At 64.4% G+C, this 15,166-nt stretch carries 14 protein-coding genes; 5 read left to right on the forward strand and 9 right to left on the reverse strand.

Features of this window, described 5'->3' with window-relative positions; translation table 11 throughout:
• Positions 1 to 7 precede the first annotated feature (7 nt).
• Together FHS81_RS07215 and FHS81_RS07220 are read right to left on the reverse strand one after the other, a co-directional pair.
• Positions 8 to 1,471: a bifunctional enoyl-CoA hydratase/phosphate acetyltransferase gene (locus FHS81_RS07215; protein ID WP_183751439.1), complete on the reverse strand. Its 1,464-nt coding sequence runs from the start codon at positions 1,469 to 1,471 to the stop codon at positions 8 to 10.
• A gap of 191 nt (positions 1,472 to 1,662) precedes the next feature.
• Positions 1,663 to 1,920 (reverse strand): DUF2312 domain-containing protein, encoded by a 258-nt coding sequence (locus FHS81_RS07220; RefSeq protein WP_183751441.1) that lies wholly within the window; start codon positions 1,918 to 1,920, stop codon positions 1,663 to 1,665.
• Positions 1,921 to 2,235: 315 nt separating this feature from the next.
• On the opposite strand from FHS81_RS07220, the gene FHS81_RS07225 reads away from it, so the two are divergent.
• Positions 2,236 to 2,730 carry a DUF1036 domain-containing protein gene (locus tag FHS81_RS07225; RefSeq protein WP_343052448.1) on the forward strand — a complete coding sequence of 165 codons (495 nt, stop codon included), beginning with the start codon at positions 2,236 to 2,238 and terminating at the stop codon, positions 2,728 to 2,730.
• A 111-nt stretch (positions 2,731 to 2,841) separates the two neighbouring features.
• Here FHS81_RS07225 and FHS81_RS07230 read toward each other — a convergent pair whose 3' ends face one another.
• The 6 genes from FHS81_RS07230 to FHS81_RS07255 all read right to left on the reverse strand — a co-directional run bounded on the left by FHS81_RS07230 (position 2,842) and on the right by FHS81_RS07255 (position 9,158).
• Complete coding sequence (locus FHS81_RS07230; RefSeq protein ID WP_183751443.1) at positions 2,842 to 3,648, reverse strand: DUF1013 domain-containing protein; 807 nt, start codon at positions 3,646 to 3,648, stop codon at positions 2,842 to 2,844.
• A 331-nt stretch (positions 3,649 to 3,979) separates the two neighbouring features.
• On the reverse strand, positions 3,980 to 4,729 hold the full coding sequence (locus FHS81_RS07235) for a YebC/PmpR family DNA-binding transcriptional regulator (RefSeq protein ID WP_183751445.1): 750 nt from the start codon (positions 4,727 to 4,729) through the stop codon (positions 3,980 to 3,982).
• 284 nt (positions 4,730 to 5,013) lie between these two features.
• Complete coding sequence (locus FHS81_RS07240) at positions 5,014 to 5,727, reverse strand: fumarylacetoacetate hydrolase family protein (protein ID WP_183751447.1); 714 nt, start codon at positions 5,725 to 5,727, stop codon at positions 5,014 to 5,016.
• Between the two features lie 153 nt (positions 5,728 to 5,880).
• A complete protein-coding gene (locus FHS81_RS07245; protein WP_183751449.1) occupies positions 5,881 to 6,669 on the reverse strand; it encodes an enoyl-CoA hydratase in 789 nt (262 codons plus the stop codon).
• Positions 6,666 to 7,604, reverse strand: coding sequence for a 3-hydroxyisobutyrate dehydrogenase (gene mmsB / locus FHS81_RS07250; protein WP_343052456.1), 939 nt, complete (start codon positions 7,602 to 7,604; stop codon positions 6,666 to 6,668). The genes FHS81_RS07245 and mmsB overlap by 4 nt, the downstream gene beginning before the upstream one ends.
• A 57-nt stretch (positions 7,605 to 7,661) precedes the next feature.
• Positions 7,662 to 9,158, reverse strand: coding sequence for a CoA-acylating methylmalonate-semialdehyde dehydrogenase (locus tag FHS81_RS07255; RefSeq protein WP_183751453.1), 1,497 nt, complete (start codon positions 9,156 to 9,158; stop codon positions 7,662 to 7,664).
• Positions 9,159 to 9,323: 165 nt separating this feature from the next.
• On the opposite strand from FHS81_RS07255, the gene FHS81_RS07260 reads away from it, so the two are divergent.
• Positions 9,324 to 10,229, forward strand: a complete 906-nt coding sequence (locus FHS81_RS07260; protein WP_183751455.1) for a LysR family transcriptional regulator — start codon at positions 9,324 to 9,326, stop codon at positions 10,227 to 10,229.
• Here the strand turns inward: FHS81_RS07260 and FHS81_RS07265 are convergent.
• Complete coding sequence (locus FHS81_RS07265) at positions 10,221 to 11,279, reverse strand: AraC family transcriptional regulator (RefSeq protein ID WP_246374901.1); 1,059 nt, start codon at positions 11,277 to 11,279, stop codon at positions 10,221 to 10,223. The two genes, FHS81_RS07260 and FHS81_RS07265, sit on opposite strands and share 9 nt — an antisense overlap.
• Positions 11,280 to 11,432: 153 nt before the next feature.
• On the opposite strand from FHS81_RS07265, the gene FHS81_RS07270 reads away from it, so the two are divergent.
• The 3 genes from FHS81_RS07270 to FHS81_RS07280 are packed head-to-tail and all read left to right on the forward strand — an operon-like array spanning position 11,433 to position 15,149.
• A complete protein-coding gene (locus FHS81_RS07270; RefSeq protein ID WP_183751457.1) occupies positions 11,433 to 13,136 on the forward strand; it encodes an acyl-CoA synthetase in 1,704 nt (567 codons plus the stop codon).
• A 15-nt stretch (positions 13,137 to 13,151) separates the two neighbouring features.
• Positions 13,152 to 13,919, forward strand: a complete 768-nt coding sequence (locus tag FHS81_RS07275; RefSeq protein WP_183751459.1) for a 3-hydroxyacyl-CoA dehydrogenase — start codon at positions 13,152 to 13,154, stop codon at positions 13,917 to 13,919.
• A 39-nt stretch (positions 13,920 to 13,958) separates the two neighbouring features.
• Entirely contained in the window at positions 13,959 to 15,149 is a 1,191-nt protein-coding gene (locus FHS81_RS07280) for an acetyl-CoA C-acyltransferase (protein ID WP_183751460.1), read from the forward strand.
• The last annotated feature ends 17 nt before the right edge of the window (positions 15,150 to 15,166 follow it).

Here is a 15,166-nt window from a genome sequence, read left to right on the forward strand (position 1 = left end):
CCGCCGCTCAGGAGCGTCTGAGTTGATGCCCTGCGGTGAAGAGCTTCGCCAACGCTGCCGAGGCGATGCGTGTGCGCAGCGAATCCGCCCGGCTGGTGAGGATGATCGGCACCCGCGCGCCGAGCACCAGCCCGGCGGCATCAGCATCCGCGAAATACAGCAGCTGCTTGGCGAGGATGTTGCCGGCTTCGAGGTCCGGCACCAGCAGGATATCCGCCTGCCCGGCGACCGGGGAGGCGATCTCCTTGGAGCGCGCGGCCTCCATATCGATGGCGTTATCGAAGGCGAGCGGCCCGTCCACTTTCGCGCCGGTAATCTGCCGGCGCGCGGCCATGACGGTGAGCGCCGCGGCATCCAGCGTGGCCGGCATCTTCTCGTTGACGGTCTCGACCGCTGCCAGCGCCGCGACCAGCGGCTCCTCAACGCCGAGGGCATGCAGAAAGTCGATGGCATTCTGCACGATGTCGCGTTTCTGCAGCAACGTCGGCTGGATGTTGATGGCCGCGTCCGTGACGATCAACGGCTTGCTGTAAGCCGGAACATCCATGACATAGACATGGCTGATGCGCCGTTCCGTCCGCAGGCCCGCGCCCTGCGCCAGCACCGCCGAGAGTAACTCATCGGTGTGCAGGCTGCCCTTCATCAGGCTGGCGACTTCCAGCGTTGCGGCAAGCTCCACCGCCCTTGCCGCCGCCGCATGGCTGTGCGGGACGGATTCGATCTTGATGCCCGCCAGATCGACGCCCGCTTCGTCAGCCGCCTGCCGGATCCGGTGCTCTGGGCCGATGAGAATGGGCTCAACGAAGCCCTCGCGGAATAATTCCACGGCAGCCAGAATAGAGTTCGTGGAGCACGGATGCACCACCGCCACGCGCAATGCTTCACCCTGCCGGGCTTCGTCCACGAAGGATTCGTAAAGGTCGTGCCGTCGCAGCGAGACTTTCGGCAACGTGGCACGCGGCCACTCCACCCGCTTTGTGGGCGCGATCACGGTGGCTGCGCCTGTCAGCACCACCTCGCCAAGCTGATTGACGCATTCGGTGTCGATGATGACGATGTTCTTGCCCGGCTTTTTCTCGCGCACGGTGACGGTGGCGGTGATGGTGTCACCGAGCGCCACTGCCTTCACGAAGCGCAGATCCTGGCCGAGATAGATGGTGCCGGGGCCGGGCAGCTTGGTGCCGAGCACGGCCGATATCAGCGCCGCCGTCCACATGCCATGCGCCACCACGTGGCCGAAGACGCCGCCGGCGGCGAACTCGCTGTCGAGATGCGCCGGATTGACGTCGCCGGAGACGGTGGCGAACAGATCGATGTCGTCCCGCCCGACAACACGTGTCAGCGACGCGGTTTCGCCGATCTGCAACTCGTCGAACGTGCGGTTGTGCAACAGACCGTCGTCATCGGCTGCGTCATTGCCGCCGTTGGCGGTATATCCGTTGGAGGCGTTTCCGCTGGTGGCGTTGCTCATCGTTGCGTCACCTCGTCGATACAGCGCAATGTTTGCAGCACGGGACTTGCAGCTTGGGACTTGCAGCTTGAGAACCGCGCCATCCTGCATCGACGCGCCTGCAATGTCGACACGAAAACATCGCCGGGCCGCTTGAGCGCAGCTATTTCTAGCAAGCGTGTGCGCCAGCGCGCGTGATGACAGGCCGAGAATCAGGAAGACATGCCGAGAGCTTGCAGATACAACTCCAGAATAGCATCTTCCTCGACCCGTTCCTCGACGGGCTTCTTGCGAATCTGGACGATCTTGCGAATCGCCTTGGCATCGAAGCCGCGCCCTTTCAATTCGGCGTACACTTCCTTGATGTCGCCGGCGATGGCGGCCTTTTCCTCTTCGAGCCGCTCGATACGCTCGATGAACTGCCTCAACTCATCTGCGGCAACGCCGCTGTCGGCTACGTCTGTGACCATTGAACCTGCTCTGGAATAGTCTGCGCTCACGCTGTTTTATCGCAGTGAACGCACGTTACGGTGAATATAGGACAGATCGGATCGCACCCTCGTCCCCAATCTGCGCCGCCGCACAATAGGCGCGGCGTTTCCGTGTGGCAAAAGCTTTCATGCCAGGCCAAGGTGCGACATGGGCATCATTGTGGATGGATGCCCTGCATTTCGCCTCCTGACACACATTCTCCCCGATCAGGCGATTCCATCGGATTGCAAAGCACTCTAAAAGTGGCGGGTGTCACGGCGCGTCCGCGCAGCCTACAGGAGAAGTTCGACCTCATGCATCGTTCAATGTGGCCATTTTCGATGTTGCCCCGCCTGCGGCGGGTCGCCGTGGGTCGTTGCGCGTCCATGATCGCGGTGGGCGCGCTGGCAACCGCCGCGACGATGTTGTCGACAGGTGCGGCGTTCGCTGACCTGCGCATCTGCAACATGACGACGAGCCGGGTCGGCGTCGCGCTCGGATATCGCGACAGTCGCGGCTGGCTGGTGGAAGGCTGGTGGAATCTCGGGGTGCGCAGTTGCGAAACGCTGCTCAGCGGCCCGCTCGCCGCGCGATACTATTATATCCACGCCGTGGATTACGACCGGGGCGGGGAGTGGGCTGGCCAGTCTCTAATGTGCACGAAAGAGACGGAGTTCTCGATTCGCGGCACCGAGAACTGCCTTGCACGCGGCTTCGACCGGACCGGGTTTTTCGAAGTCGATACCGGCCAGCAGAAAAGCTGGACCATCCAGCTGACCGAGCAGAACCAGCAAACTCCGGTGCCCTGAACAAATAAAGCGCCTGTGCTGACGAAATCAGACCAGGCGCTCTCAATTCTATGTTTGACGGCAAACGGTTCTCACCTTCCGATCAAATGGTCCCATCTGATCGGAAGGTTTTTAACGCTCGCCCTGATCGTCGCTTTCGTCTTCATCGTCGCCGGTGTGCGGGGCGAACACGCCGCGCAGATCGACGTTGTCCGCTGCATCACGCTCGCTGGCGGGTTCGCTGTCCTCGTCCTGCTGAAGCGTCTTGAGGCGGGCGAACACGTTCTCGACGTCAAGGTCAGCCTCGCCGCCGCGACGCGGGTCGGCCTCGTCGCTGTCGCCAAAGCGCGGTGCGGTCGAGATTTCCGCGGGCAGCAGGCTTCCGCCACTATCGACTTCCGTGCGCGGGGGAGCGTCCTTGATGGCGCGCGATACCTCGAAGTCCAGATCGATCTGCGAGCACAGGCCGAGCGTCACCGGATCGGCGGGAGACAGGTTGGCCGAGTTCCAGTGGGTGCGCTCGCGAATCTGCTCGATCGTCGACTTGGTGGTGCCGACGAGGCGCATGATCTGCGCATCCTTGAGTTCCGGATGGTTGCGCAACAGCCAGAGAATGGCATTGGGCCGGTCCTGACGCCGGGACACAGGCGTATAGCGGGGGCCGCGCCGACGCTTGGCCTCCGGCAGCTTCACTTTTGGCGGCGCGATCCGCAGCACATGCGCGGCGTTGCGCTCGCCGAGTGCGATCTCGTCACGGGTGAGCTGGCCGGAAACGGTCGGGTCGAGGCCCTTGATGCCGGATGCGACCTCGCCATCCGCGATCCCCTTGACCTCAAGGGGGTGCAGCTTGCAGAACTCGGCGATCTGCGTGAAGGTCAGCGCCGTGTTGTCCACAAGCCAGACGGCGGTGGCCTTGGGCATCAGCGGTCCGGTGCTCATAAGGTGCGGCTCCTTGTGCCATGGTCCGCCGCATCGTGCCGGGCGGCAGGTTGCGGCTTGGGTTGCGGGGGCGGTCGGCAGCAGGCAAAAGATCCCGTTCTCCGGCCCGGCTTGAAATGCCGGGGCGGTCGACAGCCACCAGATTGATGGGAAGACATCGCCCAATATAGGCCCTGTCGGCAGCATTGGCAATTGATGGTTGATGCAAAAATTGCCCATCCGAATTGCCCATGCGCCCGGATGCGCCCAGATGCGCCATTCCGCCCCTTTGTTCTGGCGGCGCGGTGTTGCGGAAACGCCGCCAGAAGCAGGGGGTTATCGCGCCTGACGATTACTGTTCGGACAGTTTCGCCAGCAACGTGTCGGAGAACTGCGCATTGGAATAAACGTTCTGAACGTCGTCGCTGTCTTCCAGCACATCGATGAGGCGCAGCACCTTTTCGGCGGCCTCGTCGTCAACGGCGACGTCGGTCTGCGCCTTCCAGATCAGTTTTGACGCGCGCGGCTCGCCGAACGTCGCCTCAAGCGCCTTGGACACGGCTGCAAGTTCGCCCTGTTCGCAATAGATTTCATGCGTTTCGTCGGTGGAGACGACATCGTCCGCGCCGGCTTCGATGGCGGCTTCCAGCACCGTGTCGGCGCTGCCAACGGCGGCGGCGAACTCGACGAGGCCGACGCGGTCGAACATGAACGACACCGCCCCGGTTTCAGCGAGGTTTCCGCCTGCCTTGGTGAAGGCCGAGCGCACTTCGCCGGCGGTGCGGTTGCGATTGTCGGTCATCGCCTCGACGATCACCGCCGTTCCGCCGGGGCCATAGCCCTCGTAGCGAATTTCTTCGTAGTTCTCGGAATCGTTGCCGGCGGCCTTCTTGATGGCGCGCTCGATGTTATCCTTGGGCATGTTTTCCGCCCGTGCCGCGAGAATGGCGGCGCGCAGACGCGGATTGAGGTTGGGATCGGGCATGCCGAGTTTGGCCGATACGGTAATTTCACGCCCCAGCTTGGCGAACAGCTTGGAACGCACCGCGTCCTGCTTGCCCTTGCGGTGCATGATGTTCTTAAACTGTGAATGTCCTGCCACAAGTGCCTCCGGGATGCGGGCGGCGCGCTGGACCCCGGACGAGCCCGGGCGGCCGGCCCGGATATGGTAATGATGCCCTGCGACTCACGACGCACAGCGAATCCCGGCCGGAATACGCTCTGACGACGGGTGCAGCAGCGATGGACGTTGTGTCATTGCGCATAAACGCAAACGCCCGCGCGCGCAACCCGGTGGCACGCGCGAAGCGGGGCGGAGAAAGGCCCGGAATGCGTTTTTGGTCTCCGCGCGTGCGTTTTGTTGCGTTTGCGACAGCCGGAGAAGGATCAGTCCCTGCGTTCGCCGATGGCAAGCGTCAGCGGCTCAAGGCCGTCCACACCAGCGACGAGGGTGTCTCCCGGCACCAGCGGGCCAACGCCGTGCGGCGTGCCGGTGAGGATGACGTCGCCCGGCGCCAGCGTGAAGAATGCCGACAGGCGGGCGATGATTTCCGGGATCGTCCAGATGAGCTGGTCGAGGTCGGATTCCTGCACCACCTTGTCGTTGACAGTGAGCCAGATGCGTCCCTTGTCGAGGTGGCCGGCTTCCGAAACCGGGCTGAGCGGACCGACCGGAAATGAACGGTCGAACGCCTTGGCGATTTCCCACGGCTTGCCGTCACGGCTCTGGATGTCGCGGCGGGTCAGGTCGAGGCCCACGCCGTAACCCCAGATGTGATCGAGGGCGCTGGCCTCGTCGATGTCGCTGCCGCCCTTGCCTATGGCTACCACGAGTTCGACTTCATGGTGCAGGTTGTTCGTCTGCGACGGGTAGGGAATGGTCGTGCCCGAATCCACAACGGCATCTGCGGGTTTCTGGAAGAAGATCGGCGGGTCGCGTTCGGCATCGCCGCCCATCTCGGCAACGTGGGCGGCATAGTTGCGGCCGATGCAGTAAACCCGGCGCACGGGGAAGCGCGCGTCCGTGCCATGCACCGCGATGCTCGCTTGCGGGGGCGGCGGAATGACGTAGGTTTTTGCGTCGGGCGTTGTCGCTGACATAACTGTGGCCTCCACTATGGACTTCAAGGCGATGGGCTTGAGCCGCGACTGTGCCGCGAACTGCCGGCCGGGGCAATGTATGCGGACGGGGTCGGCGCAAAATAAAACCGGCCGTCACGGGCATGACGGCCGGAAAACAGGCTGCAACCGCGATCAGCGGTCGTGGAAGTCGGGAGTGCGCTTCTCGATGAAGGCGGTCATGCCTTCCTTCTGGTCTTCGAGCGAGAACAGCGAGTGGAAGACGCGGCGCTCGAAGCGCACGCCTTCCTGAAGCGTGAGTTCATCGGCGCGGTTGACGACTTCCTTCGCCAGCAGCACGACCGGCAGCGAGTAGGAGGCAATGGTCAGCGCCGTCTTGATCGCGTCTTCGAGCAGTTCCGCGGCAGGTACGATGCGCGCCACAAGGCCGATGCGCTCGGCTTCCACGGCGTCGATGAAGCGGCCCGTGAGCACCAGTTCCATTGCCTTGGCGCGGCCGACGAGCTTGGTCAGGCGTTGGCTGCCGCCCATGCCGGGGATGACGCCGAGCTTGATTTCCGGCTGGCCGAACTTGGCGTTGTCACCGGCGATAATGAAATCTGCCATCATGGCCAGCTCGCAGCCGCCGCCGAGCGCGAAGCCCGAAACCGCCGCGATCACCGGCTTGCGCGTGCGGGAAAACTGCTCCCACGCGCCGAACCAGTCGGCCAGATACATGTCGGTGTAGCTCTGCGGCTGCATCTCCTTGATGTCCGCGCCGGCGGCGAAGGCTTTTTCCGAGCCGGTGATGACGATGGCGCCGATGGCGGGATCGGCATCGAAGGCCGCTGCCGCTGCCAGCACATCCTCGGTGAGCTGCCGATTGATGGCGTTGAGCGCCTTGGGGCGGTTCAGCGTGATGAGGCCAACGCGTCCGCGTGCGCCTTCGCCCTTCACTTCTGTCAGGATGGTTTCATAGCTCATCGTGCGTGCTCTCCTTCGTTCCCGCCCCGCAAAAACTGGATGATGGCGGAGAAATCTTCGTTGCCATGACCGAGTTTATCGAAGAGGTCAAACAGTTGTGTGGCATGTGCGCCAAGCGGTGTCGATGCGCCTGATGTCAGAGCAGCCGCCTGTGACAACTTCATGTCCTTGAGCATCAGCGCCGCGGCAAAACCGGGTTTGTAGTCGCGATTGGCCGGCGAGGTCGGCACCGGGCCGGGTACGGGGCAGTTGGTGGTCAGCGCCCAGCACTGGCCGGAGGATGTCGAGGCGACGTTATACAGCGCCTCGTGCGTCAGGCCTAGCTTTTCGCCCAGAACGAAGGCTTCCGCCACCCCGATGGCGGAAATGCCGAGGATCATGTTGTTGCAGATCTTCGCCGCCTGCCCAGCGCCCGCGCCGCCGCAATGGACCGTGCGTTTGCCCATGGCCGCCAGAACTGGTTCGCCGCGCGCGAAGGCTGTTTCGTCACCGCCGACCATGAAGGTCAGCGTTGCCGCCTGCGCGCCTACCGTGCCGCCGGACACCGGCGCGTCGAGAGTGAGCACGTCCCTGCCTGCGAACAGGGCATGGGCCTTGCGCGCGCTGTCCACGTCGATGGTGGAACTGTCGATGACGATGGCGCCCGGTTTGACATGCGCGGCGATGGCGTTCCAGACATCGAGCACCAGCTTGCCGTTGGGCAGCATGGTGATGACGACATCGGCGCCCGCCGCCGCTTCGGTTGCCGTGGCGACCACGGACACGCCTGCCGCCCGCGCAGCCTCCAGCGCCGCCGGTACGAGGTCGAAGCCCGTGACCCGGTGCCCCGCCTTGACCAGATTGGCCGCCATCGGCCCGCCCATATTGCCGAGGCCGATAAAGCCGATTGATGTGCTCATGCGTTCGCTCCCCTGATTATTGTTGTGTCGTGTCAGCCGGGGAGCGGCCGGCGGCAGAACCGTTCGGCTGCCCTCCCGGCCGCCCACGCGGTTTCAGCGCATGGTCGGAATGACGAACTCGGCGCCGTCCTTGATGCCCGAGGGCCAGCGCGAGGTCACGGTCTTTGTCTTGGTGTAGAAACGGATCGAATCCGGGCCATGCTGGTTGAGGTCGCCGAAGCCCGAGCGCTTCCAGCCGCCGAAGGTGTGGTAGGCAATCGGCACCGGGATCGGCACGTTGACACCCACCATGCCGACATTGACGCGCGCCGCGAAATTGCGTGCCGCATCGCCGTCACGGGTGAAGATGGCGACGCCGTTGCCGTATTCATGGTCTGAGGGCAGCGCCAGTGCGTCCTCGTAGCTGTCGGCGCGCACCACGGTCAGGACCGGGCCGAAAATCTCCTCCTTGTAGATTTTCATATCGGTGGTGACGTTGTCGAACAGCGAGCCGCCGATGTAGAAGCCGTTCTCATAGCCCTGCAATTTGAAGCCGCGCCCGTCGACCAGAAGCGACGCGCCTTCCTCCACGCCCGAGGCGATGTAGCTCTCCACGCGTTGCAGCGCGTCGCGCGTCACCAGCGGGCCGTAGTCGGCGGCGGCATCCGTTGCGGGGCCGATGCGCAGGCTCTCGACGCGCGGCACGAGCTTTTCGATCAGCCTGTCCGCCGTTTCCTTGCCTACCGGCACGGCGACCGAGATCGCCATGCAGCGTTCGCCCGCCGAGCCGTAGCCCGCGCCGATCAGCGCATCGACGGTCTGGTCGAGGTCGGCGTCGGGCAGGATGACGGCATGGTTCTTGGCCCCGCCGAAGCACTGGGCGCGCTTGCCGGTTTCAGCCGAGCGCGTGTAGATGTATTGCGCGATGGACGATGAGCCGACGAAGCCGACAGCCTTGATGTCATGATCGTCGAGAATGGCGTCGACGGCCTCCTTGTCGCCGTTGACGACGTTGAGCACGCCGGGCGGCAGGCCGGCTTCGAGGAAGAGTTCCGCGATGCGCAGCGGCACGGACGGATCGCGCTCGGACGGCTTCAGGATCATCGCGTTGCCGCACGCCAGCGCTGGAGCGGCTTTCCAGAGCGGGATCATGGCCGGGAAGTTGAACGGCGTGATGCCCGCAACCACACCGAGCGGCTGGCGCATGGAATAGACATCGATGCCGGTGCCGGCCGAATCCGTGAATTCGCCCTTGAGCAGATGCGGAATGCCGATGGCAAATTCCACCACCTCAAGCCCGCGCTGAATGTCGCCCTTTGCATCCGGCACTGTCTTGCCATGCTCGCTGGCGAGCAGCTCCGCCAGTGCGGTGTATTCCTTGTTGGCAAGTTCGAGAAACTTGATCAGCACGCGGGCGCGCTTTTGCGGGTTCTGGGCGGCCCAGCCGATCTGGGCTTCCTTGGCGTTCTCAACCGCCGCGCGCAGTTCCTCGCGGGAGGCGAGCGCCACGCGCGCCTGCACCTCGCCGGTGGAGGGGTTGAAGACGTCGGCGTAGCGCCCGCTGCGACCCGCGACGCGCTTGCCGCCGATGAAATGTCCGATTTCGTTCATGTGTTTCGCTCCCGACCCGGCTGGGGATGCCGCCGGTTTTTGTGGTTGTGTTCCCGATTGGGCAGCAATTTTGTGTAGCGTGGAAATATGCGGCATGGTACCGGCAAAATTCCTGTGTCGCTGTGCATCAATCCACATAGGGGCGCGCTAACGGAGAAACCCGAGATGGTTCAGCCCTTCAATTGGGATTTGCTGCAATCCTTCCTCGCCGTGGCGCGTGCTGGCCGATTGACGCTGGCGGCGCGGCGGCTGGGAATAGACCATTCCACTCTCAGCCGGCGTCTGGTGACGCTGGAAACGGCGCTGGGCGCTGCGCTGTTCGAGCGCACCATGACCGGCTACAAGCTCACCACTCACGGCGAAAACCTGCTGCGCCACGCCGAAAACATCGAAAGCTCAGTGCTGGCGCTGCAATCCGACATGGCGGACAGCAGTTCCACGGTATCGGGGGCGGTGCGCATCGGCGCGCCAGACGGCTTCGGCGCGGCCTTTCTTGCGCCGGTGATCGGCAAGCTCGCGGCTGCCCATCCGGGGCTGGATATCCAGATTGTGGCGACACCGCGCAACTTCAGCCTGTCGCAGCGCGAGGCCGATATCGCCATCACCCTGTCGCGCCCCTCGCATGGGCGGCTGCATGCCCGCCTGCTGACGGACTACGAACTTGGCGTCTTCGCCGCGCGCGACCGCGAAGATTTGCGACACGGCCTTGTCAGCGCCGAAGATTGCGCCAGCCGCCCGTTCATCAGCTACATCGACGATATGATTTTCACGCCCGAGCTGGACTACCTGTCGTCGATCGCACGGGACATTACGCCGCGCATCAAAAGCTCCAACCTGATCGCGCAATATCAGGCGACCGTCGCCGGGGCGGGGCTGTGTGTGCTGCCGTGCTTTCTCGTGGCGGGCGACACGCGGCTCGTGCGGGTGCTGCCTGAGGTCGGCATCACGCGCACGTTCTGGTTGCTGGTGCATAGCGACATGCGCGATCTGGCACGCATCCGCGTCACAGCCGATTTCATCGCCGACGAGGTGCGCAAGGCGCGCGGGCTGTTCCTGCCCGCTTCAGGCTGATGCTGTGGCCTGCTTCTGGCGTCGATACGCGCCGGGTGTCAGGCCGCTCCATTTGCGGAAGGCGCGGTGGAAGGCGCTGGGTTCCGCAAAGCCCAGCTCGGCGGCGATGTCGCCCACCTGCCTGTCCGTTTCCGCCAGAGCGGCGAAGGCGCGTTCGCGGCGGATCTCATCCTTGATCTCGGCGTATGTCTCGCCCTCGCGGCGCAACTGCCGCCGCAGCGTCGAGGCAGGTATGCGCAGCACCTTCGCCATGGCGTCGAAATCCGGCCATGCCTGTGGCGGTGTGTTGTTGAGACGGGCGCGCACCTGCGCGTTGATGCCGGAATCGTAGCGGTAGCGGATGAGGATATTGGCCGGCGCGCGGCGCAGGAACTCCTTCAGCGCGGCTTCCGAACGATTGATGGGCAGGCGCAGGAAGCGCGCATCGAATGTGAGCGTGCTGGCCGGCCTGTCAAAGGTGACGGGCGCGCCGAAGAACAGGCGATAGTCGCCGCCGCTGGTCGGCTCCGGCCCGCGAAAGTCCACCCCGCGCAGCGGCAGCCGGCGGCCGGCCAGCCAGCACGCCAGCCCATGCACCATGATCCAGTAAGCCCGATAGGCGAAGGCCGAACGGGGCGGCGTGTTTTCGTGCAGGGTAATGGTGCCCAGCCCGTTCTCGACGGTCAGCTCGCCGCGCGGCTCGTCGATGATCAGCGTGAGGAAGCGCAGCGTCCGGCGCAGCGCCCGCCCAAGATCGGGACTGTCCAGAACCGCCCGGCAGATCATGGTGAAGCTGCCAGGCCGCATCGCCCGCGCGCCGTGGCCAAAATACTCGTCCTGCAGCGCCTCCGCGATGCCGAGCCACATCAGGCCATATTGATCCGCCGTGATGTAGCTGTCCGGTAGCGCAAGCGTCTGCGGGTCGATCCTGGCTTTTTCCAGCACCGGCAGCACATCCAGCCCGCGCAGGCGCATGGGTTCCAGTGCCTCCCGGGCGAAGCCGGAGGTTATCATCCGCCGGGGCGGTTGGCTCGCGGGTCGCAATGGCGCGGCGGATGATTTTTCCAACATGGCAAAACCGATCACTTAATTCCGGCAATATCGGTCATTGAATGCCACATCGAGCCACGCTAGCACAAGAGGAACAAAAAGTTTCGCATGCTACCGTTTCGGGCGGCGCGCCGTGCAGGGCGCCAAAGCATGCAGAAGCAAAAGACATGCTTGATGAAAAGACATGTTTGGGAGGACAGGATCTTGGTTAACTCAGCCGGCGATTTCGAGCGCGATTACGCACAGACCTATGCTGCTTTCGATCTGGACACGGAAGCCGCGGAGCTTGTGGGCAGCCTCTCTGACGGCATCAACGCCTGTGTCGAAACCATCGACAGATACGCGGACACGGGACGTGTCGCCCTCTACTGGGAAAGTCAGGATGGTCGCTCGGCTCAATATACGTTTGCCGAGCTGCAAAAACTGTCGGCGCGTTTCGCCAACCTGCTGGTCGCGCAGGGCATCGGCGCCGGGGATGTCGTGGCGGGCCTGCTGCCGCGCACGCCTGAACTGCTCGTGACCATCCTCGGGACATGGCGCGCCGGCGCCGTCTATCAGCCCCTGTTCACGGCTTTCGGCCCCAAGGCCATCGAGCACCGCCTGCGCACCAGCGGCGCGAAGCTCGTCGTCACCGATGCCGCCAACCGCGCCAAGCTGGACGAGGTGGAGGGGCTGACGTTCAAAATCGCGCAGGTGCCATCCGGCAAGCCGTTGCCTGACGGCGACATCGATTTCAGCGCCGAACTCGACCGGCAATCCGAAACCTTCGAGCCGGTATTGCGGCGTGGCAGCGACCTCTTCCTGCTGATGTCCACCTCCGGCACCACCGGCTTGCCAAAGGGCGTGCCGGTGCCGCTCAGCGCGTTGCTGAGCTTTTCCGCTTACATGCGCGAGTCGGTGGATCTGCGGCCAGATGACATATTCTGGAACATCGCCGATCCCGGCTGGGCCTATGGTCTCTATTATGCCGTCACAGGCCCGCTGCTGCTCGGCCACGCGACCCTGTTCTACGATGGCGGCTTCACGGTGAAGGACACTTACCGCATCATCGACAAGCACGGCGTCACCAATCTGGCCGGGTCGCCCACCGCCTACCGGCTGCTGATCGCCGCCGGTCCCGAGGAAGCGGCTGGCGTCAAGGGAAAGCTGCGGCGCGTCAGCAGTGCCGGCGAACCGCTTAATCCCGAGGTCATCCGCTGGTTCGCCGAGCATCTTGCGGCGCCGATTTACGATCACTACGGCCAGACGGAAACCGGCATGGTGGTGTGCAACCATCATCGCCTCAAGCACACGGTGCATCAGGGTTCCGCCGGGTTGCCGCTGCCGGGATACAGGGTCGCCGTTCTCGACGATAACCTCAACGAGCTACCGCCGCACACGCCCGGCGTGCTTGCCATCGATATCGCCCGCTCGCCGCTGCTGTGGTTCTCCGGCTATCTCAACCAGCCGACGCCCGCCATCACCAACGGCTATTACCTCACCGGCGATGTGATGGAGCAGGCCGAAGACGGCAGCGTGGCGTTCGTGGGCCGTTCGGACGATGTCATCACCTCATCGGGCTATCGCATCGGTCCGTTCGATGTTGAGAGCGCGCTCATCGAGCATCCGGCCGTGGTGGAAACCGCTGTCGTCGGCAAGCCCGACATTGAGCGCACGGAGATCGTCAAGGCGTTCGTCGTGCTCTCTGACAAGGCCGAGCCGTCCGACGAACTGGCGGAGGAGCTGAGGCAGTATGTGCGCAAGCGCCTGTCCGCCCACGCCTATCCGCGTGAGATCGAGTTCGTGGCCGAACTGCCCAAGACGCCGAGCGGCAAGCTGCAACGCTTCATCCTGCGCAATCAGGAAATCGCCAAGGCCCGCGAGCAGGCGGTCCAATAACAACAGGAGGGGAGCATGCAGGTTGCGGACAGGGTTTTCCTGATCACCGGCGGCGCGTCGGGGCTTGGCGCGACGGTTGCGGAGCATCTGGTCGAGCAGGGGGCGAAGGTCGTTCTCGCCGACATCGGCCGCGAGGCCGGCGAGGCGAAAGCGGCGGAACTGGGCGAGGCCGCCCGTTTCGTCGCCACCGATGTCACCAATGCCGAGCAGGCGCAGGCCGCCGTGCAGCGCGCGGTTGGCGATTTTGGCCGTCTCGACGGATTGGTGAGTTGCGCCGGCGTTGCGCCGGGCGAACGGGTCGTCGGGCGGCAGGGGCCGCATTCGCTGGAGCTGTTCAACCGCGTCATCAACATCAACCTCGTCGGCACGTTCAATGTGCTGCGGCTGGCGGCGGATGTCATATCCCGCAACGAGCCGGGCGAGGATGGGGAGCGCGGCGTCATCGTCAACACAGCCTCTGTGGCGGCATTCGATGGCCAGATCGGCCAGGCGGCTTATGCGGCGTCGAAGGCTGGCGTCGCGGGCCTGACGCTGCCGGTGGCGCGCGAGCTGGCGCGCTTTGGCATCCGTGTCGTCACCATCGCACCCGGCATCTTCGAAACGCCGATGATGGCCGCCATGACGGAGGAAGTGCGTGCCTCGCTGGGCGCGACGGTGCCTTTCCCGGCCCGTCTCGGCAAGCCGGTCGAGTTCGCGGGTTTGGTGCAGCACATCATCGAAAATCGTTATCTCAACGGCGAGGTCATTCGCCTCGACGGCGCCCTGCGTATGGCGGCCAAATAACACCGTTGCAGGCAATTCGGGCATTGGGAGGAAACCAACATGACCACGCATGATCCGATCGTGATCGCAGGCTATGCCCGCACGCCCATGGGCGGTTTTCAGGGCGATTTCAAAGACGTGACCGCATCGCAGCTTGGCGCGGACGCCATTCGCGCGGCACTGGCGCGCTCCGGCGTCGATGCGCAGACTGTCGAGGAAGTGGTGTTCGGCTGCGTGTTGCCGGCAGGGCAGGGGCAGGCGCCCGCCCGTCAGGCGACGCTCGGCGCGGGGCTGCCGCTGTCCACGGGCGCGACGACCATCAACAAGATGTGCGGCTCCGGCATGAAGGCTGCCATGTTCGCCCACGATCTGCTGCTCGCCGGCAGCGCCACCGTTGCCGTGGCGGGCGGCATGGAGAGCATGACCAACGCGCCCTACCTGCTGGACCGCGCCCGCGGCGGTTATCGCATGGGGCATGGCAAGGTCTCCGACCACATGTTCCTCGATGGGCTCGAAGACGCCTACGACAAGGGCCGGCTGATGGGCACCTTCGCCGAGGATTGCGCCGAGGCTTACCAGTTCACCCGCGAGGCGCAGGACGAATTCGCCATCGGCTCGCTCACCAAGGCGCAGAAGGCCATCACGGATGGTCTGTTCCGCGACGAGATCGCGCCGGTAACGGTGAAGGCCGGCAAGGCCGAGCGGGTCGTGTCGGACGACGAGCAGCCGCCAAAAGCCAGGCTGGACAAGATTCCGACCCTGCGGCCCGCCTTCCGCGAGGGCGGCACGGTGACGGCGGCCAATTCGTCCTCGATCTCGGACGGTGCGGCGGCATTGGTGCTGTTGCGGCAGTCGGAGGCGGAGAAGCGCGGCCTGACGCCAATCGCCGCCATTCGCGGCCACAGCACTCACGCCCATGCGCCCAACCTGTTCGCGACAGCTCCCATCGGCGCCATCAACAAGCTGTTCGAGCGCACCGGCTGGACGAAAAACGATGTCGATCTGTTCGAGATCAATGAGGCATTCGCCGTCGTCGCCATGGCGGCGATCCATGATCTGGGCCTCGATCCGGCGACGGTGAACATTCACGGCGGGGCATGCGCGCTTGGCCATCCCATTGGCGCGTCGGGCGCGCGGGTTATCGTCACGCTGCTGGGGGCGCTGAAAGCGCGTGACCTGAAGCGCGGTGTCGCCTCGCTGTGCATCGGCGGCGGCGAGGCGACGGCCATCGCCATCGAGCGGCTGAACTGACACAACAATAAAAGAGG

The sequence above is a fragment of the Pseudochelatococcus contaminans genome, assembly GCF_014195635.1.
In the GTDB taxonomy this organism is placed as follows: domain Bacteria; phylum Pseudomonadota; class Alphaproteobacteria; order Rhizobiales; family Beijerinckiaceae; genus Pseudochelatococcus; species Pseudochelatococcus contaminans.

Bases quoted from the DNA above. Each gene is read 5' to 3' on its own strand.
- FHS81_RS07240 (WP_183751447.1), bottom strand. From the start codon at position 5,727: ATGTCAGCGACAACGCCCGACGCAAAAACCTACGTCATTCCGCCGCCC.
- FHS81_RS07260 (WP_183751455.1), top strand. From the start codon at position 9,324: ATGGTTCAGCCCTTCAATTGGGATTTGCTGCAATCCTTCCTCGCCGTG.
- FHS81_RS07265 (WP_246374901.1), bottom strand. From the start codon at position 11,279: ATGTTGGAAAAATCATCCGCCGCGCCATTGCGACCCGCGAGCCAACCG.
- FHS81_RS07220 (WP_183751441.1), bottom strand. From the start codon at position 1,920: ATGGTCACAGACGTAGCCGACAGCGGCGTTGCCGCAGATGAGTTGAGG.
- FHS81_RS07275 (WP_183751459.1), top strand. From the start codon at position 13,152: ATGCAGGTTGCGGACAGGGTTTTCCTGATCACCGGCGGCGCGTCGGGG.
- FHS81_RS07230 (WP_183751443.1), bottom strand. From the start codon at position 3,648: ATGAGCACCGGACCGCTGATGCCCAAGGCCACCGCCGTCTGGCTTGTG.
- FHS81_RS07280 (WP_183751460.1), top strand. From the start codon at position 13,959: ATGACCACGCATGATCCGATCGTGATCGCAGGCTATGCCCGCACGCCC.
- FHS81_RS07255 (WP_183751453.1), bottom strand. From the start codon at position 9,158: ATGAACGAAATCGGACATTTCATCGGCGGCAAGCGCGTCGCGGGTCGC.
- FHS81_RS07245 (WP_183751449.1), bottom strand. From the start codon at position 6,669: ATGAGCTATGAAACCATCCTGACAGAAGTGAAGGGCGAAGGCGCACGC.
- FHS81_RS07225 (WP_343052448.1), top strand. From the start codon at position 2,236: ATGCATCGTTCAATGTGGCCATTTTCGATGTTGCCCCGCCTGCGGCGG.
- FHS81_RS07270 (WP_183751457.1), top strand. From the start codon at position 11,433: ATGAAAAGACATGTTTGGGAGGACAGGATCTTGGTTAACTCAGCCGGC.
- FHS81_RS07215 (WP_183751439.1), bottom strand. From the start codon at position 1,471: ATGAGCAACGCCACCAGCGGAAACGCCTCCAACGGATATACCGCCAAC.